Origin of the sequence: Paenarthrobacter sp. NPDC090520 (assembly GCF_044769205.1) — a bacterium.
In the GTDB taxonomy this organism is placed as follows: Bacteria; Actinomycetota; Actinomycetes; order Actinomycetales; family Micrococcaceae; genus Arthrobacter.
In genome coordinates, this window is record NZ_JBIVXM010000005.1 from 262,189 (window position 1) to 283,855 (window position 21,667).

20 protein-coding genes are annotated in these 21,667 nt (G+C 63.4%); 13 read left to right on the forward strand and 7 right to left on the reverse strand.

Going from position 1 to position 21,667, the window contains the following annotated elements:
- Together bioA and bioB are read right to left on the reverse strand one after the other, a co-directional pair.
- On the reverse strand, window positions 1–1,317 hold the full coding sequence (gene bioA, locus ACIQTZ_RS09010) for an adenosylmethionine--8-amino-7-oxononanoate transaminase (protein WP_402979644.1): 1,317 nt from the start codon (window positions 1,315–1,317) through the stop codon (window positions 1–3).
- Window positions 1,318–1,534: 217 nt separating this feature from the next.
- A complete protein-coding gene (gene bioB / locus ACIQTZ_RS09015) occupies window positions 1,535–2,560 on the reverse strand; it encodes a biotin synthase BioB (protein WP_400334304.1) in 1,026 nt (341 codons plus the stop codon).
- 202 nt (window positions 2,561–2,762) lie between these two features.
- On the opposite strand from bioB, the gene ACIQTZ_RS09020 reads away from it, so the two are divergent.
- Window positions 2,763–4,493: a purine-cytosine permease family protein gene (locus ACIQTZ_RS09020; protein ID WP_402979647.1), complete on the forward strand. Its 1,731-nt coding sequence runs from the start codon at window positions 2,763–2,765 to the stop codon at window positions 4,491–4,493.
- 72 nt (window positions 4,494–4,565) lie between these two features.
- Here the strand turns inward: ACIQTZ_RS09020 and ACIQTZ_RS09025 are convergent, their stop codons facing one another.
- From ACIQTZ_RS09025 to ACIQTZ_RS09045, 5 genes are all read right to left on the reverse strand, one after another.
- Window positions 4,566–4,865 carry a hypothetical protein gene (locus ACIQTZ_RS09025; RefSeq protein WP_402979650.1) on the reverse strand — a complete coding sequence of 100 codons (300 nt, stop codon included), beginning with the start codon at window positions 4,863–4,865 and terminating at the stop codon, window positions 4,566–4,568.
- Between the two features lie 361 nt (window positions 4,866–5,226).
- Window positions 5,227–7,590 (reverse strand): hypothetical protein, encoded by a 2,364-nt coding sequence (locus tag ACIQTZ_RS09030; protein WP_402979653.1) that lies wholly within the window; start codon window positions 7,588–7,590, stop codon window positions 5,227–5,229.
- A gap of 2 nt (window positions 7,591–7,592) precedes the next feature.
- Complete coding sequence (locus ACIQTZ_RS09035; protein WP_400334316.1) at window positions 7,593–7,964, reverse strand: DUF6507 family protein; 372 nt, start codon at window positions 7,962–7,964, stop codon at window positions 7,593–7,595.
- 275 nt (window positions 7,965–8,239) lie between these two features.
- Window positions 8,240–8,425: a CsbD family protein gene (locus tag ACIQTZ_RS09040; RefSeq protein ID WP_397323006.1), complete on the reverse strand. Its 186-nt coding sequence runs from the start codon at window positions 8,423–8,425 to the stop codon at window positions 8,240–8,242.
- Between the two features lie 101 nt (window positions 8,426–8,526).
- Window positions 8,527–9,702, reverse strand: coding sequence for a zinc-dependent alcohol dehydrogenase (locus ACIQTZ_RS09045; RefSeq protein WP_402979656.1), 1,176 nt, complete (start codon window positions 9,700–9,702; stop codon window positions 8,527–8,529).
- Window positions 9,703–10,018: 316 nt separating this feature from the next.
- On the opposite strand from ACIQTZ_RS09045, the gene ACIQTZ_RS09050 reads away from it, so the two are divergent.
- From ACIQTZ_RS09050 to ACIQTZ_RS09105, 12 genes are all read left to right on the forward strand, one after another.
- Window positions 10,019–10,570: a hypothetical protein gene (locus ACIQTZ_RS09050; RefSeq protein WP_402979659.1), complete on the forward strand. Its 552-nt coding sequence runs from the start codon at window positions 10,019–10,021 to the stop codon at window positions 10,568–10,570.
- Window positions 10,571–10,596: 26 nt separating this feature from the next.
- Window positions 10,597–11,211 (forward strand): SIS domain-containing protein, encoded by a 615-nt coding sequence (locus tag ACIQTZ_RS09055; protein ID WP_402979662.1) that lies wholly within the window; start codon window positions 10,597–10,599, stop codon window positions 11,209–11,211.
- A 99-nt stretch (window positions 11,212–11,310) separates the two neighbouring features.
- Window positions 11,311–11,973, forward strand: coding sequence for a hypothetical protein (locus ACIQTZ_RS09060; protein WP_402979665.1), 663 nt, complete (start codon window positions 11,311–11,313; stop codon window positions 11,971–11,973).
- A gap of 79 nt (window positions 11,974–12,052) precedes the next feature.
- On the forward strand, window positions 12,053–13,123 hold the full coding sequence (locus ACIQTZ_RS09065; RefSeq protein ID WP_402947433.1) for an alkene reductase: 1,071 nt from the start codon (window positions 12,053–12,055) through the stop codon (window positions 13,121–13,123).
- A gap of 228 nt (window positions 13,124–13,351) precedes the next feature.
- Entirely contained in the window at window positions 13,352–14,050 is a 699-nt protein-coding gene (locus ACIQTZ_RS09070; RefSeq protein WP_402979668.1) for a GntR family transcriptional regulator, read from the forward strand.
- Window positions 14,051–14,354: 304 nt separating this feature from the next.
- Window positions 14,355–15,356: a sugar phosphate isomerase/epimerase family protein gene (locus ACIQTZ_RS09075; RefSeq protein ID WP_402979671.1), complete on the forward strand. Its 1,002-nt coding sequence runs from the start codon at window positions 14,355–14,357 to the stop codon at window positions 15,354–15,356.
- A gap of 5 nt (window positions 15,357–15,361) precedes the next feature.
- Entirely contained in the window at window positions 15,362–17,104 is a 1,743-nt protein-coding gene (dhaL, locus tag ACIQTZ_RS09080; protein ID WP_402979674.1) for a dihydroxyacetone kinase subunit DhaL, read from the forward strand.
- Window positions 17,105–17,106: 2 nt separating this feature from the next.
- Window positions 17,107–17,589, forward strand: a complete 483-nt coding sequence (locus ACIQTZ_RS09085; protein WP_402979677.1) for a ribose-5-phosphate isomerase — start codon at window positions 17,107–17,109, stop codon at window positions 17,587–17,589.
- A 2-nt stretch (window positions 17,590–17,591) separates the two neighbouring features.
- Window positions 17,592–18,560: a 3-hydroxyacyl-CoA dehydrogenase family protein gene (locus ACIQTZ_RS09090; RefSeq protein ID WP_402979680.1), complete on the forward strand. Its 969-nt coding sequence runs from the start codon at window positions 17,592–17,594 to the stop codon at window positions 18,558–18,560.
- Window positions 18,561–18,580: 20 nt separating this feature from the next.
- Complete coding sequence (locus tag ACIQTZ_RS09095; protein WP_402979683.1) at window positions 18,581–19,345, forward strand: SDR family NAD(P)-dependent oxidoreductase; 765 nt, start codon at window positions 18,581–18,583, stop codon at window positions 19,343–19,345.
- 190 nt (window positions 19,346–19,535) lie between these two features.
- The gene (locus ACIQTZ_RS09100) at window positions 19,536–20,885 is read left to right on the forward strand and encodes an MFS transporter (RefSeq protein ID WP_400334339.1); all 1,350 of its coding nucleotides are present in this window, start codon (window positions 19,536–19,538) and stop codon (window positions 20,883–20,885) included.
- Window positions 20,882–21,643 carry a triose-phosphate isomerase family protein gene (locus ACIQTZ_RS09105; protein WP_402979686.1) on the forward strand — a complete coding sequence of 254 codons (762 nt, stop codon included), beginning with the start codon at window positions 20,882–20,884 and terminating at the stop codon, window positions 21,641–21,643. The genes ACIQTZ_RS09100 and ACIQTZ_RS09105 overlap by 4 nt, the downstream gene beginning before the upstream one ends.
- Window positions 21,644–21,667 lie beyond the last annotated feature (24 nt).

The following is a 21,667-nucleotide window of genomic DNA, read 5'->3' on the forward strand; positions in this document are numbered from 1 at the left end:
TCATGCGGCCACCCCGTCGCTTGCCTGAACGCCCTGGGCGGCAGCCACCATTCCCTCAGCAATGGACTGCACCTCGGCAGCAGAACTGATGTAGGGCGGCATGGCATAGATGAGGTTCCGGAAGGGGCGTACCCAGACGCCATGCTCGACGGCGGTCCGTGTCACCGCGGCGACGTCCACGGCGTCCCTCAGCTCGATGACCCCTACACCGCCGATGGTACGAACGTCCGTGACGCCGTCGAGCTTCAACGCCGGGGTCAGCCCGGACGCGAGTCCGGCACCCACCCGGGCCACGTCAGCACGCCAGGTGCCTTCCTGCAGCAACCCCAGGCTGGCGTTCGCCACGGCGCACGCCAAGGGGTTGGCCATGAACGTGGGCCCGTGCAGCAACGCACCCGCGCCTCCACCGGACACCGCCTTCGCCACCTCCGCGGTGCACACGGTTGCGGCAAGCGTGAGGTAGCCGCCGGTGAGGGCCTTGCCGACGCACATGATGTCCGGAGTGACACCGGCGTGGTCGGCTGCGAAGAGTTCGCCGGTGCGTCCAAAGCCCGTGGCGATTTCGTCGAGGATGAGCAGCAGTCCGTGATGGTTCGCCACCTCGCGCAGGATCCGCACGCACTCTGCGGGATAGGCGAACATGCCGCCGGCGCCCTGCAGGACGGGTTCCACGATGATCGCGGCCAGCTCATCGGTGTGTTCGCTTGCCAGTCTTTCGACGTCGGCACGCCACTGTTCCATCGCCGCAGGGGTCGCTTTGGCTGCGGCCGGTGGACGTGGCGCGAAGACGTTCTTTGCCAGCAAGCCGGGAAACGCCGAATGCATGCCGTCCACTGGGTCGCAAACGCCCATGGCAGCGAAGGTGTCCCCGTGGTACCCGCCCCTGATGGTCAGGAAGCGTTGGCGCTTCGGGCGCCCCTTCGCCGTCTGGAACTGCACGGCCAGTTTCAGCGCCACCTCCACGGAGATGGACCCCGAATCAGCCAGGAACACACGTTCGAGGTTTCCCGGCGTCATAGCTGCAAGCCGTTCCGCCAGTTCCACTGCTGGCTGGTGGGTCAGGCCGCCGAACATGACATGGCTGAAATGCTCCACTTGGCGGTGGGCGGCGGCGTCGAGTACGGGGTGCCGGTAGCCGTGGATCACCGACCACCACGAGGACATCGCGTCGAGCACCTCATGGATCCGTCCGTCCTCGTCCCGCAGCCGCAGCGCCACGCCGTCGGCCGCCTCCACGGCCCACAACGGGAGGGTCGCCGAGGCAGGGGCGTACGGGTGCCACAAGCTGGCTCGGTCCCGTTCGATGAGCGAGCTCATGGGGTGACCCTTCCGTGACGGGAACATTCGGCGGTCCAACCCAGCGGAGTGACCTGGACCTTCATGCGGCGCCTGCACTGGGCGCAGTACCTGGGTGGCTCCATCACCAACTGCTGTTGGCAGCCGTGGTGGGCGGCCGACGTCGGACTCCCACCCTGGGTGGCTGTCTCGCCTGTAGCTTCGCCGCCGCAGTGTCCGCAGTAGCCGGCTTCGGCATTCACAGCGACTTCTGGAATTCCTTGATGGGCATGTTGAGTTCCACCAGGAGGTTGAGGTCCGCGGTGGCGGGGCGGCCCAGGGTGGTGAGGTAGTTCCCGACGATCACAGCATTGATGCCACCGAGCAAGCCGTCCCTGGTGCCGAGGTCTCCCAGGGTCAGTTCGCGGCCGCCGGCGTAGCGCAGGACGGTGCGCGGCATGGCCAGACGGAAGGCGGCGATGGCACGCAGGGCGTCCTTGCCGCCCATGATTCCTTGGTTTTCCAAGGGCGTTCCGGGGCGGGGGTTGAGGAAGTTCAAGGGGACCTCGTGGGGTTCCAGTGCAGCGAGCTGGGCCGCGAGTTCGGCCCTTTGGTGGAGCGTCTCGCCCATGCCGATCAGGGCACCGCAGCACAGCTCCATCCCGGCAGCCTTGACCATGGCGCAGGTTTCCAGGCGTTCCTCGTAGCTGTGTGTCGTGACGACCTCGGGGAAATAGCTTCGGGCCGTTTCGAGGTTGTGGTTGTAGCGGTGGACGCCCCACTCCTTGAGCTGGTCCACCTGCCGCTGGGTGAGCATGCCCAGCGAGCAAGCGATGTTGATGTCCACTTCTTCGTTGATGCGGTCGATCGCGAACTTGATCTGGTTCATCAGCTTGATGTCCGGACCACGGACGGCGGCCACGATGCAGAATTCGGTGGCACCAGTCGCAGCCGTTTCTTTCGCGGCCTTGACCAGTTCCGGGATGTCCAGCCACACGCCGCGGACGGGGGAGTCGAACAGTCCGGACTGGCTGCAGAAGTGGCAGTCCTCGGGGCAGCCGCCGGTCTTGATGGAGATGATGCCCTCAACCTCCACGTCCTCGCCGCAATGCTTGAGCCGGACCTCGTGCGCCAATTGCAGCGCGCCAGGGATCGCTTCGTCCGGGAGTTGGAGGATCTCCACAAGTTGGGCTTCGGTGAGGCCTTCGCCGCGATCCAGGACCTGCTCCCTTGCGAGGTCAAGAATGGCGTAAGCAGTGGTTTCTTGGGTTGAATCGGTGGTCATGCAGTAGACGGTATCCGCGCCGCGGAACAGCGATTTTGTGGGGTACTCACAAACCGGCAGGGCCCATTTTGGACGGCTTCTGCGAACTCAAGGCGTGACGCTTGGTGCAGAAGTTACAGCCGTGAAACATGCTTGTGACTGATTTGACGCGCTGCGTGACTAGCGTCGTGGGCGAACCACCGGCCAAGGAAAGTGATGACGTATGAGTGACGATGTGACCAGTACCCGGACACTGGAGCCGACGACGGCGGCGAGTACCGCCGTCGTAAGCGGCGCCCCCATCGCGGCAGCGGCAGGCAACGCCGACGCGATGAGCGCGGCCAAGGAAAGCCTGGAGGACTACACCCTTCGTTTTGCCCCGCGGTCCTACCGGAAATGGAGTGCCGGTGTGGTGGCGACGAGTGCCTTGGGCGGAATCGCCTACTTGGCCGATTTCTCCATTGGCGCCAACATCGGCATCGCCTACGGCACGGTGAATGCCATCCTCGGCATTATCGTGGCAGCGGTCATCATCTTCGCTACCGGTTTCCCGCTGGCCTATTACGCCGCCCGGTACAACATCGACCTGGACCTCATCACCCGCGGTTCGGGCTTCGGCTACTACGGATCCGTGGTCACGAACGTTATCTTCGCGACGTTCACGTTCATCTTCTTCGCCCTGGAAGGCTCCATCATGGCGCAGGGACTGGAGCTCGGCCTGGGTGTTCCGCAGTGGTTGGGCTACGCGGTTTCAACCATCATCATCATTCCCTTGGTGATCTACGGGATGAAGACACTGGCCACGCTGCAGGTCTGGACCACCCCACTGTGGCTGCTCCTGATGGTGGTCCCCGTGGGGTACCTGGTCATCTCCCACCCGGAAAGCATCGACTCCTTCTTCGCTTACACAGGTGAATCAGGTGACGGCGGACCCAACCTGGCCTCCGTGATGCTGGCCGCGGGTGTCTGCCTCTCGCTCATGGCCCAGATCGCCGAGCAGATCGACTACCTCCGTTTCATGCCACCCAAGACCGCTGAAAACAAGGGCGCCTGGTGGCGTGCTGTGATCCTCGCCGGCCCGGGCTGGGTCCTGTTCGGTGCCATCAAGCAGATCGTTGGCCTGTTCATCGCGATCTACCTCATCGCCACGCTCGATCCCGCCGCCTCCGTCCACGCCAACGAACCCGTGCACCAGTTCCTGGGTGTCTACCAGGAGATGATGCCGGCCTGGTTGGCCATGACACTGGCCGTGGTGCTGGTGGTCATCTCCCAGATCAAGATCAACGTCACCAACGCCTACTCCGGCTCGCTCGCGTGGACCAACTCCTTCACCCGGATCACCAAGACCTACCCGGGCCGCATGGTCTTCGTGGTGGTCAACCTGGTCATTGCCCTGATCCTGATGGAGTCCAACATGTTCGACTTCCTCAACACCATCCTTGGTTTCTACGCTAACTGCGCCATGGCGTGGGTGGTCACGGTGGCCTCGGACATTGCCATCAACAAGTACCTCCTGAAGATTTCGCCCAAGGTTCCGGAATTCCGCCGCGGCATGCTCTACGCCATCAACCCGGTGGGCTTCGTGTCCATGCTGGTCTCTGCAGCGGTCTCCATCGCAGTGTTCTTCGGAGCGTTTGGTTCTGCCGTGCAGCCGTACTCGCCGATCTTCGCCGTGGTATTGGCGCTCGTGTTGCCCCCGGTCCTGGCCCTGTGGACCCGGGGACGCTACTACCTTCGCCGGATCGACGACGGCATTGATCTCCCCATGTTCGACGCCGACGGCAACCCCAGCGATGCCAAACTCCTTTGCCATGTCACCGGCCTCGAGTTCGAGCGCCCGGATATGCTGCGATCGGCCCAGGACGGGCCCGACGGCGAACCCCAGTACATCTCGTCCCTCGCCTTGTCCACGGACAAGTCGGGCGGATTGGTGCTGCCGGCTTCTGAACGGTAACTGTCCGTACCCGGTGCCGAGATGCAGTGGAGCGCGTTGTGGGGCATCACAGCGCGCTCTGCTGTTTTCGCTCTACTTGTTGAAGAGCTTCTTGGTGAATTTTGCGAGGCGGCCGGGTTCTTTCGAGGGGTCGATGATGGTGGGTTCCACTGTCAGGTCGGTTCCGCGGTCTGTGACAGGGCGGCGTCGGTTCTTCCAGTCGACCGAGTTGAACCGGGGGTTGTAGACGGGTGGGGTGATGCCTTCGGCGCGGAAGATGTCCCACATCCAGGGCGGGATGTTGTCGACGGTGCGGGGGTAAAAGAGCAACTGTCGTGCCCAAGCGGCGGCGCTGGAGGGGTAGCCCCCTGGGAACCAGCTTCCATCAGCCATTCGATCGAGGTGCTCCTCTTCGAAGAAATCCACATGTCCCGGCCTGTCAGGATAAACGTGGACCTCAGCAGTGGTCCACGTGCCGCACCCCGGCAGGTAACTTCGAATCCTGCATTCTGTCAACCAGTCCTCAACCAATCTCCCGGCATACTGGGCATGATCGAGGCGAGGTACGATTTGGCCACTCCTGTACATGCGGCCACGTCGGAAGGTGCTTGACGTTCGGTGGACAAGGACGTCAACAAGTTCATCGGAGCCGATTGCAAAGCCACGTGGCCCGAAAGCCTCCTCGCGAAGCCTTGCAAGACCTTGGCGGATCCATGGGTCTTGGTTCAGATCCAATTTTTCCATTTGATGAAGCCTACTCACTTGTCTTGAGATTATTGAACCGGGCAGTTGTTCGATCCATACCGTCGAATGAGAACCATAGGTCGGTTGACGCCGGGACTGCCTCACTGTCGGATCGGTTCAGCACCATTTCCCATCTGAGATCAACGGGCTCGCCATTCATGAGGTCGTTCTTGACCTTGTTGATCACGTCCATTTCGACTTCGTGGAAGTTGTGGTCATCGTTGGGTATGCCCGCTCCGCGGTTTTGCCAGTGATGTTGCGGGAAAAGGCCAGCTTTCTCACCGATGAAACCGAGGGCGGACGGGCTGGCGTGGCCGCCGTCGTAGCCGGGTCCGCCGAGCCTGCCGGCCTTCCATTGTTGGTAGCCGTTCCGGTTCGAATTCCCTACGAGGGTGGAGACGACGTGGCCCTTGGCTGAGGCGAGGTGGGCGTACTGGTCCATGACGAGGGTGAACGTGTTCCGCAGGCCGCCGTCCACTTCGGCGATGACGTTGTAGGTCACGTTGGGCATGGGTTTGTTCAGCTCCGGTGACCAGGCGCCCCTTACACCTGCGTAAGTGTCCACGCGAGTGACGTGCCCGGTTTCGTCGGTGTAGTACTTCTCAAGGGAGGGCACATCGACGTTTCCGTCGCTGCCTTTCATGACGCGCCGGTTCTCGACGATGTACTCGGTGTTGGGCTTGAGGTTGGTTCGGGCGGCGAAGTTTTCCTTGCGGTGGATCGGGAAGCTGGGGTCACCGTGCCGCAGCGTCACAGTGTCGGTCACGTGCCCGGGTTTGGGGAACCTGGTCTCCATCGCCGAGGCAAATGACGGCCGCGGGGTGTCCGGTTCTGCGCGGTGGGACGGCGTGGAAGCGGTCGGGTTGTCCTCCCGGATCTTTGCGGCTTTGGCCTCGAGCCCGTCGGCGAGACCGGTGTGGGTGTGGGTGAGGGTCCCGTGGGCATCGGGATACGCGGCCTTGGGCAGGACGGCTTCTGCGGCCCGTACTCCGTCTGCGAGTTTGGTGAGGGCCTCGGCAGTGGCACGTTTGGCACCGGTGACGAGTTCGCCTGCTGCCGCCGGAACAGCTCCAGCAAACTTCCAGGCACCGACGCTGGCTCTGGTCAACGCGGCTTGGACCTTCGCGGTGGTGGCGGGGGCGAGGATGTCCGAAACCTTCAACGCCAGGGAGCCCGGCTTGGCCAGGAAGTCCCCGGCGGTGAGAAGGATATGGGAGCTCGCGGCGAGCCTGGCGGCCAACGCCGCGTACTTGCCACTCTCCGTGGCCGCTATGGACATCCGTCCGGGGAGTGCCCCCGCCTTGCTGAAGACCGTTCCTGATTTGATGAGTGCCCCGGCGCCGTAACCCACGGAAGCACTGGCCACCGTGAACATGTTTTGGCCGGCGGCCCAGTTCGGATTGGTGGCGTGCTCGTTGGTGTGGATCAGGGCCGGTCCGAGGGATCCGAGCAGTTCCTCGGCCTGGGCCACCTCCTCGGCGTGTTCCTTCCGGAAGCCCTCGTTTACTTTGGCCCAATTAACAGTTAGAGCAGCACTGGCCAGGGCGCCGACGCCACCCCAAGCCAGCTCGGATTTAGTGTCGTTTCCGGTCCCCACGAATGACCACACGCCGTCCACCAGCTCAATCGCGCCGGCGCCAAAGCCCTGAATGAACCCCAGAGCGTCGTATGGCCGGTACGGCACCGTCGCCCGGCCCCACGGCGGTTCCGGCTCGGGGTGGTCCACGCCAAGTGTGGTCCCGGCGTCGTACAGGATCTCATCCACCACGCTGCCCGACCGCAGATCGACGTGTGGCAGGGCGCTGGCGGTGTAGACCGTGCCGCCGGACACCTCGGCCAGGGACGCGGCGCAGGTATTTTGCGCCGTCAGGTATTCCTCATGGATTGACTTGATGTCAGCGGCGAGCCGGGCGCGCCTGTCGCTGAGGTCCGCGTCGCCGTTCCATGTGCGGTGCTCGGTGATGGTGATCTCGTCATCCTTGAGCCGGTGGGTGACCTCAACGCTGGTGGGATAGACCGAGATGTCCGCATCCAAGGTGTGTACAGCCCGGCCATACGCCTCCAAACGAAGCTTCAAGTCCCGGCAGGTGGTGGAGAACGTCTCCAGGGCCTTGGCCGAGGCTGTCGCTGTGCTTTGGACGCGCTGCGCGGTTGGGGTCAGATGATCAAAGGCCGCCAGCACGGTCGCCGACTCCTCGGTCTTGTACGAGGAGGAGAGCTGCCGCCACAGCGCGGCGGTAGTACAGAAATCCGTCAGGAAATCATCAGCGTGCTGCCGCAATGAACGTGCTCCGGCATCCAGGTCGTCAACATCGGGCAACGCAAAACCACCCGAAGGATTTAATCCGGACGACGTCTCAGGGAAGGCACTCATCCCTAACCCCGCAAGGGCAGGGCGGGGCCACCATGGACCGGTGACGGGTCGGGGGCCTCCACCTGGGCAGCGCTGCGCTGGGCGACGGCGGCCATGTCCAGGTCACCTTGCCGGTAGAAAGCCAGGGCCTTCGCCGTGGAGGTGATGATGGTCTCTGACCGGCTGGCCACCTCGGTGGCAGCAGGCGTGAGTTTCAGTTCCACCACGTCATTGAGTGCATTCAGGACCGTCGCAGCCTCCGGTGGGATCGCCTCCGCCGTTTTTTGCAGTGCCTTACCCATCCCGGCAACTGATGGTTGCGTCGTCTCAATCTGTGACGCAGCGGCCGTCAGCGTAGTGGTTGCAGCAGCCAAGTCGATATCCCAAACACCCATCAAGAGCCCCCAACAGCCTCGAACCATCACCCACCGCGAACCTGATGGGTGGCGAAGACCGGAATTGGTCACACGGTCCGGGTCATTGTGAGCACACGAAAATCGGTCTAGGTGGCAAAAAATGGCTTCCCTAGACCGAAACAGGGGAAATTAGGTGCTGATATTCAAAAATTAGGTGGAAGAGAAAATCATCTAGGTGGTGAACTTCCTGGTTACGCGCATCGAAAAAGGACGCCTTGGCCGGTGGGCCAAAGCGTCCCTTTCCCTCATGCGGGTTACTTGTCGAAGGCGTCCTTTGCGGCGTCCTTGACGTTTTCGCCGGCCTGCTTGGCCTTCGCGGCGGCCTGGTCGGCTACACCCTCAGCCTGCAGTTTCTCGTTGTTGGTGGCGTCACCCAGGGCTTCCTTTGCCTTGCCGGTGACTTCCTGGGCCTTGTTGCTGATCTTGTCTCCGAGTCCCATGAGGGCCCCCTTCCGGATAGTCGAACGCTGACAATCGCTAGATTACCTAGCAATTCTGTAAGTTTGCTGAGTATCCGCTGCGGTCTTCCGGAGCGTTGGCATCAGGGCTTGAGGACCACCTTGATGCAGCCGTCTTCCTTCTTCTGGAACTTCTCGTAGAGCTCCGGAGCCTCCCCCAGACCACCGGTGTGGGTGACCAAATGCATGACTGCCAGCGGATCGGCGTCGTCCTCCACAAGGGGGAGCAGCTGGTCGGTCCACCGGCGCACATTGCACTGCCCCATACGGAGTTGTATTTGCTTGTCGAACATCGTCATCATTGGCATCGGGTCCGCTTGCCCGCCGTAGACGCCGCTGAGCGAGATGGTCCCACCGCGGCGCACCAGATCGACGGCGGTGTGCAAGGCGGCCAGCCGGTCCACGCTGATGGTCTCCATGGCCACCTGTGCCGGCTTGTCGGGAAGCAGCGAAACCGCTTTGTGGAGGAACGACGCCACAGGGGACCCATGCGCTTCCATGCCTACCGCGTCCACGACGGAATCAGGTCCTCGGCCAAGCGTTGTGTCCCGGATCATTTCCGAGACGTCAGGGCTGTAGTCCATCGTCTCCACGCCATGTTCTTCGGCCATCGCCCGACGTTCCGGGACAGGGTCCACGCCAATGACCCGGAAGCCCTGGTGCTTGCCAATCCTGGCAGCGAACTGTCCAACCGGCCCCAACCCCAGAACGGCGAGCGTACCGCCGTCGGGGACGCTGGCGTAGTCGACGGCCTGCCACGCGGTGGGCAAAATGTCTGAAAGGAACAGGTACCGCTCATCGGGCAGGTCGGAGTCCACCTTGACGGGGCCGTAGTCGCCGAAGGGAACCCGTAGGTACTGTGCCTGTCCGCCTGGAACGGAACCATACAGCTCGGAGTAGCCAAAGAGTGCTGCCCCGGAATGCTTTTCCTTGACCTGCGTGGTTTCACACTGTGACTGCAGGCCCTGGTTGCACATGTAGCAGCGGCCGCAGGAGATATTGAACGGGACCACCACACGGTCGCCCTTTTTCAGCCTGTGGACTTCCGACCCCACTTCTTCCACAATGCCCATGGGCTCGTGCCCTATGACGTCGCCCTTGTGCATGAAAGGCCCGAGGACCTCGTAGAGGTGCAGGTCCGAGCCGCAAATCGCTGTCGAGGTAATCCGAACGATCACATCCGTGGGTTCCTGGATGGTTGGATCCGGTACGTCAACGACGCCCACTGAGCGTCGTCCCTGCCATGTCACTGCTTTCATCATTGATCTCCACTGCTCTTGCCTGGAGTAGTCCCGCGCTGCAGGAGACCTTCCCAGCGAATCAGAGTCCCGGCCCGGGCACAAGGGACCCGGACCCCGGGACAAGCTGCCGCCCGCCCGCATTAGTAAGCAGCCTGATGAAAAGTGTTAAGATGGTGGGAGGTACAAACATTTGTCGGACAGTGAAGACCGGGGAGTGAATGCATGGCGATTGGAAGCGGGGCCGGCGGGGTACACCGCGATCACGGCGGCGACCGCGCACAGCGTGGGCCAGGAGCGGCGCCCAAGAAAGCCGTTCACCAAGGAGGCAACCCACATGGATACCGGGCAATTGGTTCTGATTATCGTAGTGGCCGTCATCGTCATAGCCGCGGTGATTATCGCGGTGGTGGTTGGTCGGCGGAAAAAGACTGAAGCGAACCGCCGTCGAGCAGTCGATCTGCGCGAAAAAGCGGATCAGGAAGCCGTAGGTGCCCACCAGGCCAAAGTAGAGTCCGCCCAGGCGGAAGCGGCTGCCGTGCAGGCTGAAGCGGAAGCGAACCGGCTCCGCCGCGAAGCCGAGCGTCATTCGGCGCAAGCCAAGGAAGCCAGTGAGCGGGTGGACGAACACTTGCGCCACGCGGACAAAGTAGACCCTGATGTGCGCACCACCAAGGACGGGACGCGAACTTCGGAGCAGTCCCGCACCGATGATGACGTCAGGGCGCAAGTGGCTGAGCCCCAGGGGCAAAGGCTGGCCCGGGATCGTACCGGCCGCAACGCCGGGATCCCTGACGGCACGAGGCATGACGGAAACGGAGCTGAGGGCACGACCCGCGAAGAATCCGTGCGCGAGAGGCCTTTACGGGACGGCGATAGGAACGCATAGTTTCTAGGAAGAGACGGAGGAAGAAAGTGAGCATCGTGGTAAGGCGGACAGGGCAGGCGATGCGCTCGACGGAAGTCAAGCCAAACAGGCATTCGGTTGATGTGGTCCTCGGCCACTTGGGCGAAATTGGCCCGGCTGTTGCTGCCCTGCGGCGGGAATCATCGAGGCTGGCGGAGTGGGGCGAGGAATTGGCCCGGGTAAAGCTCCGCGGCGGCAGGATCTTCGCGGCGGGAAGCAAAGGGTCCGCCCACGAAGCCGACCGGTTCACCATTGAGTTGGCCGTGCATGATTCCCGCAACGGAGGCGACGGCTCGGCTTTCACCACCATCACTGCCCGCAAGGATGGTGACGGTGGGTCCATTGGTGCTCAGCTCACGGAACACGTCCGTAAAGGCGACATCGTGGTGCTGTTCGCCTCCGGTGGCATCGCCGATGACCTCCGCGACGCCGCAGCCGCCGCCAAGACCGCCGGGGCCAAAGTGTGGGCACTGACAGGCAAGGAGTCCAAGGACTTGGGGCAGTTGGTCAGCGAGGCCATCTGCGTCAACACGGACCCGCCCCACGCCGAAGAAGCGCACCTGGTGGCCGTCCTGACGCTCTGCGAGTGCTTCGACGAATCGATACGGGAGCTAACCAAGTAAGGCAAACTGGCTGGCGCGTGTGCTGGTCCCTTCCTTCCGGGGATCCTGGACGGGTGTCCTTGCGCGGGGCGGCTCCGTCCCTGTGGCACCCTGAACCTCGTGAAGAACACTGTTTTGACCTACTTTGTCTTGATGGCGCTGGTCGGGATGGTAACCCTCAGCGTGTTGGGGGCGTCCATGGTGCAAAAGAACGACGGCCGGGGTCTGGTCGTTTTGGCGCTGGTTGTGGGCGGGTTGTTGCTGACGTTTATCTACGGGCTCACGGCGGACCGCAGAGGCCGCGCTCAACGGGCGTCAGCGAGCAGGCCGCCGCGCTACAAAACTGTCACTGTTTCCAGCTCTGCGGAGTTCCCGCACCCGCCTTCGGCGGTGTGGGCGCTGATCCGTCCCGCCGAGTCGGCACTATCGCTGACCGACGGCGTGTACCACGCAGTCTCCGTCCCTCCCCTTCCCGATGGACCCGGGGAGTTGCAGTGTTTCTTCCACCGCAACGGCGACATAGGGGCCATAGAAGTTGTCCAAGAGATTCCAGAACAGTTGGCTGTTACGCGCCCCGTGCTGCCCGCTGGAGATGTGCAAACCCAGACGACGTATCGACTCGAAATTGCACCTCGGGGAGCGAAGTTGACTGTCGAGAGTGAGTTCGAGGTGCCTGAGCCCGCGGTGATGAATGAAGACATGTGTCGTCTGTATTGGGACAAGCATTTCGGTGAGATACGGGTCCTCTTGGATCGACAGGCCGTCATAGAGCGCGGGCTGTGATCTGCGCCTCATCTGGAATAGTTGCAGACGCCGCACAGTTGGGCAGAGTGAACCTGATTCATTCTGAAAGGAACTGCGCATGCTGTTTTCTCCACTGGCACTCGGTGAGCTCGAACTTCCCAACCGACTGGTCATGGCGCCCCTGACCCGCCTGCGCGCGGGCCTGGAAGGCGTTCCGAACGACCTCATCGCCGAGCACTACCGCCAGCGCGCTTCCCTTGGCCTGATCGTCAGCGAAGGCACCTATCCCACGCCTGCCGGCCAGTCCTACACGGGCCAGCCCGGCCTCGTCACTGAACAGCAGATCGCAGGCTGGAAGAAGGTCACGGACGCCGTCCACGCCGACGGTGGCAGGATCTTCGCCCAGGTAATGCACGGTGGCCGCGTTTCGCACGCTGACATCACCGGTGGTCACGAAATCGTCGGACCCAGCGCCGTTGCCATCGAAGGTGAACTCCGCACCCCGAAGGGCAAGCAGGCGTATCCGGTTCCGCGCGAACTGCGCACCGACGAGCTCCCCGCCGTAATCCAGGAAATCGTCACAGCTTCCCGCAACGCCATTGAGGCAGGGTTCGACGGTGTGGAACTTCACTCGGCCAACGGCTACCTGCTCCACGAATTCCTTGCTCCCAACTCGAACGTCCGCACGGACAGCTACGGCGGATCGCCGGAGAACCGAGCACGCTTCGTCATCGAAACCGTCAATGCAGTGGTGGAAGCGCTTGGCGCGAACCGCGTTGGCATACGGATTTCGCCGGAACACAACGTGCAGGGCATCGCGGAGGTGGACGCTGCGGACGTGCGCGCCACCTACGAGGTCCTGGTGGACACCATCGCTCCGCTGAACCTTGCGTACCTCAGCATCCTGCACCACGATCCCAAGGGGTCCTTGGTGCAGGACCTCCGCGAGCGTTTCAACGGAACTTTCCTGGTGAACACCGGCTTCAGCGAAATCACCACGCGTGATGAGGCAATCGCACTGATCGATAACGGTCTCGCCGACGGTGTGGTTGTTGGTCGTCCCGCCATCGCCAACCCGGACCTCGCACGCCGCTGGCGCGAAGGCCTTCCCGTCAACGAACCGAACGCGGCCACGTTCTACGCTGACGGCGCAGAGGGCTACACGGACTACCCGTTCTACGCCAACTAAAGCGCAAAGCACCCCAGCAGGATCCCGACGCCGGCACTCACCCGAGTGCCGGCGTCGAACCTTAACCGGTGCCTGCCCAACTGGGTCGCATTTGTGCGCGTTTTGAACGCTCAAAACGCGCACAAATGCGACTCAGTTGGGGGAGTGCGGGCGGAATGTGACGCCCAAAAGGTGGGCGCTTTTGGGGATGTTGGAGGCTTGTGCAGGGCGTTCCTATAGGATTTGGGCATGCCTGAAGCTTCCCCGAGCTCTGTCCGTACCGGCTTTCCCGTGAGCCGCCAAGTCCTGGCCGACCACGTTTATGAGGCCCTCCTTGAGTGGCTCATGGATGGTCGGCTGGAGCCCGGCGCGGCCGTGAGTATCGATGGTATGGCCCGGGAACTTGAGGTCTCGCCCACTCCGGTGCGCGAGGCGCTGGCCAGGTTGGAGCACACGGGCATGGTCCGGCGTGTGGCGCTCAAGGGCTATCGCGTCGCTCCGGTGTTCACCCGGGAAGATTTCGCCGAGCTCATGGAAGCGCGTCTATCGATCGAGCCGGTCAATGCGCGGTTGGCGTGTACAAGGATGACGCCGGAAGGACTGGATGCGCTGAGGCAGGCTGTGGAGGATCTGAAGACGGCGCCGCGGGGTGGCACGTTCGCGGAATACCGGAGCTACCTCGAAGCCGATGAGCGCTTCCACCAACTCATCGCGGCCCAAGCCAACAACCAGTTCCTTCTCGCCGCCTACAACACCCTGGGTGGGCAGATTCAACGCTTCCGCCTGTTCGGGGGAGTGGGCATCACGGACGCCGAGCAGGCCATCGCAGAACATCAGGCCGTCCTCGATGCCATGCTGGGCGGCGATCCAGAGCAAGCCGCCCAAGCGATGGTCCACCATGTTGAGCAGGTCCGCGGCCGGGCAATCGCCGACGCTCCCCAAGGCTGATTCCCTCCCCAGGGCTGGCCCCCGCCAGGGCGGACCCCGCCGAAAGAACAATCTGTGCGGCACCCGTTCGCGCCTCACGCTCCTGTGCTGCGTGGGTAGCGCACCCGTTCGCGCCTCGTGCTCCTGTGGTTACGGGTGCGGTTGGCGGCAAGTGGTGCGCCCCGCGCATCAGCCCTCCCCGTGATCCCCTTCACAATCATATGTAAGACATATAGGATCTAGGAAGTTTCCAAAACAGGGTTGACAGCTTTGCTTGATTCGTAAATCCTATAGGAAACAGGATTCCACAAAGGAGTGATCACACATGGCGTACACCGCCGACAACTGGCCCATCACCGCGGCCCTCCTCCAATTCCCGGGCACTGACGCTTCCGGCCTGCAGGTCAACGACGCCGATGCTTGCGTGTGGGCCGAGGTCTTCCAGGAAGTGAAGGACGCAGGTTTCGCCAATGCGGACCTCACTGACAGCTGGGTCCGTCCCGGCGACCTCAGCAAGGAACGCCTTGCCGAGTTCAAGCAGACCGCCGACGAGGTTGGCATCGGAGTCCCCGTCATCTCCGCCATCCGCCGCAGCGTCATCCACGAAACAGAGTGGGCCGAGAACCTCGCCTACAGCCACCGCACCATTGACGCCGCCGCGGAACTCGGCTGCGAAGTTGTCTCCTTCGGCCTGCACCAGGCCATCACCCCCGAACAGCAGAAGCAGCTGTGGTTCTGGACCGTGGAGGGCTACAAGGACCCCGTCGGCGACAAGGAAGCCTGGAACAACGCAGTGTCCCGCATCCGCGAGCTCGGAGAGCATGCAGCCGAAGCCGGCATCCTGGTCTCCCTGGAAATGTACGAGGACACCTTCCTCGGCACCGGCGATTCCTCCGTCCAGTTGGTCCAGGACATCGGGCTGGACAACGTTGGTCTCAACCCGGACCTGGGAAACCTGATCCGCTTGCACCGACCCATCGAGGACTGGCGCGAACTGGTCCACAAGACCCTGCCTTACTCCAACTACTGGCACATGAAGAACTACATGCGCGATGAAGATGTGGCCCGCGACAGCTACATCGCCATGCCCGCGCCGATGGAGAGCGGCCTGATCAACTACCGCGAGGCCTTCAAATACGCACTCTCCGTTGGTTTCCAGGGCATCCTCTGCGTGGAGCACTACGGGGGAGACGGTCTCAGCGTCACCGCGAGCAACCAGGACTACCTGCGTCGCCACGTCCTGCCCAAGAAGGACGGCTATGCGCTGGGCCAGAGCAAGGTTGCCCAAGGTTGCCAGCCCGCGTCCACGCAGTTCGCCGGGGTCTAGGAACCATGACGCAGATTTTCGATAACCCGGCAGACTTCGCAGACGAGGCGCTGGACGGCTTCGTCGCCGCGAACCGGAATTATGTGGCACGGGTAGACGGCGGCGTGGTCCGCTCCACCGAGGTTCCCGCAGGACAGGTATCGCTCGTGATCGGCGGCGGTTCGGGACACTATCCGGCCTTCGCCGGCCTTGTTGGGCCGGGGCTCGCAACGGGTTCCGCCTGCGGCAACATGTTTGCCTCCCCGGCTGCCGGCCAGGTCTACCGGGTGGCCAAGGCTGCGAATGCCGGTGGCGGCGTATTGCTCAGTTACGGCAACTATGCCGGCGACGTCCTTCACTTCGGCCAGGCCCAGCTCCGGCTCAACGCCGAAGGCATCGAGACCCGCACCGTCCTCGTCACGGATGACATCGCCAGCGCTCCCATCGATCAGATCGAGAAGCGCCGGGGCATCGCCGGTGACCTCACCGTTTTCAAGATCGCAGGAGCCGCTGCCGAAGCGGGACTGGACCTTGACGACGTCGAGCGTTTGGCCATCAAGACCAACCACCGCACGCGGTCCCTCGGTGTCGCGTTCGACGGTTGCACCCTGCCCGGGGCCAAGGAACCGCTGTTCCATGTGCCCGCCGGGCAGATGTCCCTGGGGCTGGGAATCCATGGCGAACCGGGGATTTCCGAGCACCCCATGCCTACGGCTTCCGAGCTTGCCGAGCTCCTGGTGACCAGGCTCCTCGCGGACAAGCCCGAGGACTCAGGGGACCGGCTAGTTGCGATCGTCAACGGCTTGGGCACGGTCAAATACGATGAGCTCTTCCTGCTGTTCGGCAAGGTTGAGAAACTGCTCACGGCGGCCGGGCTTACTGTTGTTGAGCCAGAGTGTGGGGAACTGGTGACCAGCCTGGACATGTCCGGGTTGTCGCTGACGCTGTTGTGGTTGGACGAGGAACTCGAGCAATATTGGTCCGCGCCGGCCGACACTCCCGCCTTCCGCAAGGGAAGCATGGCGCCTCGCGCGCTCCGCACCGCGGCAGTGACGGACGACGCCGAAACCTCCGAAGCGGAACAGCCCACCCAGGCGGCGGCTGAACTCGGGCGGCAGGCCGTGGCCGTCCTCGCGCAAGTGCGGGACGTCGTCGTCGAGCATGAAGAAGAACTTGGCAAGCTGGACGCGATCGCCGGCGATGGCGACCACGGAATCGGCATGCGCCGCGGCGTGGAGGCGGCTGCGGCCGCCAGCGAGGCGACCCCCGGTTCCTCTGTGGCCCGCGTCCTCCTCGCGGCTGGCGAGGCCTGGAGCGAAAAGGCCGGCGGTACTTCCGGCGCCCTGTGGGGTTCGGCCGTCATCGCCGCAGGGCAGGCGCTCGGGAACCGTGACTCGTACGCAGACGCCGATGCCCGCGCGGCGGTCACAGCCTTTACCAACGCCATCACCGAACTCGGCAAGGCAGACGCCGGGGACAAGACCATGGTGGACGCCCTCCTGCCGTTCCGGGATGCGTTCCTCGCAGAGCTCGACGGCGGCGCGCCCGTTGACCGGGCACTGGCACTCGCCGCTGCGGCGGCCCAGTCCGCTGCCGCGGCAACCGCCGAGCTGCGCCCATTGAAGGGCCGGGCACGTCCCCTGGCGGAAAAGAGCCTCGGCCACCCGGACCCCGGCGCCGTCTCGTTCGGACTGATCGCAGCACGCATCTCGCAATTCCTCGATACACAACTGGCCGCTGCCTCTGCGCCGGCCGGGGACGGAGCATGAGCATGACCAACACCCAAGGCTGGCGAATCGTCGTCGGCAACGATGAAGCAGGCGTTGAGTATAAGAACGCCCTCAAGGCCCTGCTCGAAGCGGACCCGCGCGTGGCTTCCGTGACCGACGTCGGCGTTGGCGCCAACGATTCCACCGCGTACCCGCACGTTGCCGTGGACGCAGCCCGCAAGGTTGCCGAAGGCGAAGCGGACCGCGCTTTGTTGATCTGCGGAACGGGCCTCGGAGTAGCCATCGCGGCCAACAAGGTCCCCGGAATCCGCGCTGTCACGGCACACGACGCATACTCCGTCGAACGCTCCGTGCTAAGCAACAACGCCCAGATCCTCACCCTCGGTCAGCGGGTGATTGGCTTGGAACTGGCCAAGAAACTCGTGGGCGAATGGCTCGGCCACCGCTTCGACGAGAACTCCGCCTCCTCCGCCAAGGTGGACGCCATCTGCTCCTACGAACCCGACTACACGAAGGCGGTCTGATCATGACCTCAACGCAAACCCAAGCCCGGAAGATCGCCGTCGTAGGTTCCGGCTACATGGGCGGCGGCATCGCCCAGGTGCTGGCGCTCGGTGGGGCCCGCGTGGCCCTCGCGGACGTGTCCGCCGAAGTTGCCCAGAAGAACTACGACCGCCTTCTGGAAGAGTCGGATCAGTTCATCGCAGACGGCCTGTTCCCTGAAGGCTCCACGGAGGTCCTCAAGCAGAACCTGTGGGCAGCCAAGGACATCGAAGAAGCCGTTGCCGACGCCGATTTCATCGAAGAAGCAGTCCCGGAAGTCCTCGAGATCAAGCACCAGACCCTGGCCCGGATCAGCGCCGCAGCCAGGCCGGATGCCTTGATCGGCTCCAACACGTCCACCATCTCCATCGCGGCTCTGGCGGAGGCAGTCACCAACCCTGAGCGCTTCCTGGGCGTGCACTTCTCCAACCCTTCGCCGTTCATCCCGGGCGTCGAGGTCATCCCGCACGCAGGTACGTCCGTGGAAACGGTGTCCGCATCGCGTGACCTCGTGCACGCGGCAGGCAAGCAGACCGCCGTCGTGAAGGACGTTACCGGCTTCGTGCTCAACCGCCTGCAGTACGCGCTGTTCCACGAAGCGGCACAGCTGGTGGAGCAGGGGATCGCCACAGCGGACGACGTCGACACCCTGGTCCGTACGACGTTCGGCTTCCGCTTGCCCTTCTTTGGGCCGTTCGCGATCGCCGATATGGCCGGCCTGGACGTCTACAACTTCTGCTACAAGTCCCTGCAGACCGGGTTCCCGGAGCGCTTCGCGACGCCGAAGATCCTTTCTGACCTGGTGGAAGCGGGCAAGCTCGGCACCAAGACCGGAGCCGGCTTCCTCAACGTTCCCGCCGAACGCACTCCGGAACTCATCGCCTACCGGAACAAGGCGTACGTGGCCATGCAGAAGCTCATTGAAGAGCTTGGCCCGGCACCGATCAACTGACACTTTTTAGGAGATAAGACATGACTTTCCCCGCATCACGTACAGCCGTCGTTACCGGTGCTGTCTCCGAGCGTGGCATTGGCCGCGCCACGGTCAACTACCTCGCAGCACAGGGGTGGAACATCGGCATCATCGACCTGGACGACGCCGCCTGCAAGGCCGCCGCCAAGGAAATCGCCGCTGAATACGGTGTCCAGGCCCACGGAGTCGGCGCCAACGTTTCAAGCGAAGCCGAAGTCCGTGCGGCCATCGACGAGCTTGAAGCCGAACTGCCGCAGATCGTGGCACTGGCCAACGTGGCAGGCGTCAGCTCGCCCATCGGCTACCTGGAACTCGAACCCGCTGAATGGGACCGCGTCCTGAGCATCAACCTCAACGGCGTTCACTTCGCCACGCGCCGCGTGGCCGAGTCCATGGTGAAGAACCGGATTGGCCGCATCGTCAACATTTCCTCAGTCTCGGCCCAGCGTGGCGGCGGCACGTTTTCCAAGACCCCATATTCCGTGGCCAAGGCAGGCGTCATTGGCCTGACCCGCGCCACGGCACGCGAGCTGGGTGAATACGACATCACTGTGAACGCGATCTCGCCGGGCCCGATCGATACCGACATCATGGGCGGAACCCTCAGCGACGAGCGCAAGGGCGAGTTGGTCAAGGACCTCGTGGTCAACCGCGTCGGATCCACCCGCGACATCGCAGCAGCCATCGCCTTCCTCATCAGCGAGGACGCCGGGTACATCTCCGGCCAGACGCTGAATGTGGATGGCGGGCTGTACATGCACTAGGCCCTTTCATGCGGACCTGGACCCGTGAACGCAAGGTCTACCTCGCCGTAGGCATCCTCGCCTGCGCAGTGGGCCTGGTGCTCATTTTCTTCCCGCGCTGACGGATCGTTTCCGCGCTGGATTACCGCGTTGATGGCGCGCGCCCTCAAGAAGCCATCACCCCCAACTGACTACTCAAAGAGGAGTTTCAATGTCCGTTGCCTCAACTTCCACCAAGGAGTTGCTGGATTCGCCGGTCTTGAAGTCGGCCATTTCCAAGGCATCCTTCCGGCTCATGCCCATGCTGGTCATCCTGTATGTGGTGGCTTTCCTTGACCGCACCAACGTTGGCTTTGCTGAAGCCGCGCTCGGCGTGGACAAGGGCATCACGGCCGGTGCCTACGCACTGGGCGCGGGTATCTTCTTCATTGGCTATGCCCTGTTCGAGATCCCCAGCAACCTGCTGCTCACCAAGTTCGGCGCGAAGGTGTGGCTTGCCCGCATCGCCGTGACGTGGGGCATCGTGTCCGCCTGCTTCGCCTTTGTGCAGGGCGAAACGTCCTTCGTGATCCTCCGCTTCCTGCTGGGTGTCACCGAAGCAGGCCTGTTCCCCGGCGTCATCATGTTCCTGGCCGCCTGGTTCCCCAACAAGGTCCGCGTGAAGATGTTCGCCATCTTCTACCTGGCCCAGCCTTTCTCGCAGATGATCGGCGCTCCGCTCTCCGGGTGGCTCATCAACATCGGCGACCAAGTCCCTGGGGTGGCCGGTTGGCAGGTCATGTTCTTCGTGGAGGGCATGCTGGCCGTCCTGGCAGGCATCGCAGCCTTCTTCTTCCTGATCAACAGCCCTCAAGAAGCCAAGTTCCTGAGCAAGGAGGAGAAGACCGCACTGACGGACGTCATGGCGCTCGAGGATACCGTCAAGGAAGAATCCGGTCCCCGCGGCGTGCTCGCCTCCATGCGGAACGGCAAGGTCTGGTACTTCACCATCATCTACTTCTGCCTGCAGATAGCCGTCTATGGCGTGACGTTCTACCTGCCCCAGCAGGTGGCCCAGCTGACCGGCCAGAAGGTGGGCCTCGCCGTCGGACTCCTGACCGCCATCCCGTGGTTCTTCGGCATCTTCGCCTGCTTCTTCATCGGCAAGGCAGCCAACACGGTCCTCCGCCGCCGTCGCTGGGGCACGGCACTGTTCGTCTCCACCGGTCTGTGCATCTTCGGATCCGCCTGGGCTGGCGCAAACCACCAGCCGACGTTGGGCATCATCTTCATCACCCTGGCTGTGTGCAGCTTCCTCGCCATCGGACCGATCGCGTGGTCCTACCCGACGGCGTTCCTCACCGGAACTGCCGCGGCCGCGGGAATCGGACTCATCAACTCCCTGGGCAACCTGGGCGGTTTTGTGGCACCGATCCTGCGGACCACCGTCAACGAAGTCACGGCGTCGGACACCGGAACCATGGGCGTTTATGCCCTCGGGGTGTTGCCGTTCCTGGCCGCGATCATGATGTTCGGAACCCGGGCCTTCACCAACAAGGCTGACGAGTTGTTGGGCAAGTGACGTTGCCCGAGGCCCTCTACATCGGGGTCAGCACCAAGATGTACCTCGGCTACGCGCAATCCCTGGCGTGGCTGGAGCAACTGGTGAAAGAAGTGGACGCCCGTCCGGCCCTCGCGGCCGGGCGGGTGGTCCCGTTCGTCATTCCGTCCTTCCCGGTCTTGCCCGCGGCAGCTGAGTTGATGGCTGGTTCCCCGCTTGTCCTCGGCGCGCAGAACTGCGGCTGGGCGGACGGGCCGTGGACGGGCGAGGTCTCACCGTCCATGCTGGCGGAGTTGGGTGTGGGCCTGGTGGAAATCGGGCATGCCGAGCGTCGCGCACACTTTGCCGAGACCGACGCGATCGTGGCACTCAAGGTGCGTGCCGCCGTCGAGCATGGCCTGATGCCGTTGCTGTGCGTCGGGGAGGCCGCTGAGGGCGACACCGCGGAGGCGGCGCACGTTGTCTTCCGGCAGGTTGAGGCGGCGGTATCCGGCGATTGGTCCGTGGCCACGCAGATGGTGATCGCCTATGAACCCGTGTGGGCGATTGGTGCCCCCGAGCCTGCCTCTGCTGCCTACGTTTCGGAGGTGGTGTCGCGGCTGCGGGATTCGCTGGCGGCGCAGGGTTTGGCCGGGTTGCCCATTATCTACGGCGGCTCGGCCAAGCCGGGACTCCTCCCGCAGCTTTCCGGAGTGTCCGGGCTGTTCCTGGGCCGGTTCGCGCACGATCCCGTGAACTTCGGCCGGGTGCTCGACGAAGCCCTCATCCTCCCCAAGTAGGTCGCAGTTGTGCGCGTTTTGAGG

Excerpts from the sequence above, each read along its gene's own strand:
- ACIQTZ_RS09020 (WP_402979647.1), top strand. The coding sequence starts at position 2,763 with ATGAGTGACGATGTGACCAGTACCCGGACACTGGAGCCGACGACGGCG.
- ACIQTZ_RS09050 (WP_402979659.1), top strand. The coding sequence starts at position 10,019 with ATGGATACCGGGCAATTGGTTCTGATTATCGTAGTGGCCGTCATCGTC.
- ACIQTZ_RS09100 (WP_400334339.1), top strand. The coding sequence starts at position 19,536 with ATGTCCGTTGCCTCAACTTCCACCAAGGAGTTGCTGGATTCGCCGGTC.
- ACIQTZ_RS09090 (WP_402979680.1), top strand. The coding sequence starts at position 17,592 with ATGACCTCAACGCAAACCCAAGCCCGGAAGATCGCCGTCGTAGGTTCC.
- ACIQTZ_RS09035 (WP_400334316.1), bottom strand. The coding sequence starts at position 7,964 with ATGGGTGTTTGGGATATCGACTTGGCTGCTGCAACCACTACGCTGACG.
- dhaL (WP_402979674.1), top strand. The coding sequence starts at position 15,362 with ATGACGCAGATTTTCGATAACCCGGCAGACTTCGCAGACGAGGCGCTG.
- ACIQTZ_RS09095 (WP_402979683.1), top strand. The coding sequence starts at position 18,581 with ATGACTTTCCCCGCATCACGTACAGCCGTCGTTACCGGTGCTGTCTCC.
- ACIQTZ_RS09085 (WP_402979677.1), top strand. The coding sequence starts at position 17,107 with ATGACCAACACCCAAGGCTGGCGAATCGTCGTCGGCAACGATGAAGCA.
- ACIQTZ_RS09025 (WP_402979650.1), bottom strand. The coding sequence starts at position 4,865 with ATGGCTGATGGAAGCTGGTTCCCAGGGGGCTACCCCTCCAGCGCCGCC.
- ACIQTZ_RS09030 (WP_402979653.1), bottom strand. The coding sequence starts at position 7,590 with ATGAGTGCCTTCCCTGAGACGTCGTCCGGATTAAATCCTTCGGGTGGT.
- ACIQTZ_RS09070 (WP_402979668.1), top strand. The coding sequence starts at position 13,352 with ATGCCTGAAGCTTCCCCGAGCTCTGTCCGTACCGGCTTTCCCGTGAGC.
- ACIQTZ_RS09075 (WP_402979671.1), top strand. The coding sequence starts at position 14,355 with ATGGCGTACACCGCCGACAACTGGCCCATCACCGCGGCCCTCCTCCAA.
- bioB (WP_400334304.1), bottom strand. The coding sequence starts at position 2,560 with ATGACCACCGATTCAACCCAAGAAACCACTGCTTACGCCATTCTTGAC.
- ACIQTZ_RS09065 (WP_402947433.1), top strand. The coding sequence starts at position 12,053 with ATGCTGTTTTCTCCACTGGCACTCGGTGAGCTCGAACTTCCCAACCGA.
- ACIQTZ_RS09045 (WP_402979656.1), bottom strand. The coding sequence starts at position 9,702 with ATGAAAGCAGTGACATGGCAGGGACGACGCTCAGTGGGCGTCGTTGAC.
- bioA (WP_402979644.1), bottom strand. The coding sequence starts at position 1,317 with ATGAGCTCGCTCATCGAACGGGACCGAGCCAGCTTGTGGCACCCGTAC.
- ACIQTZ_RS09040 (WP_397323006.1), bottom strand. The coding sequence starts at position 8,425 with ATGGGACTCGGAGACAAGATCAGCAACAAGGCCCAGGAAGTCACCGGC.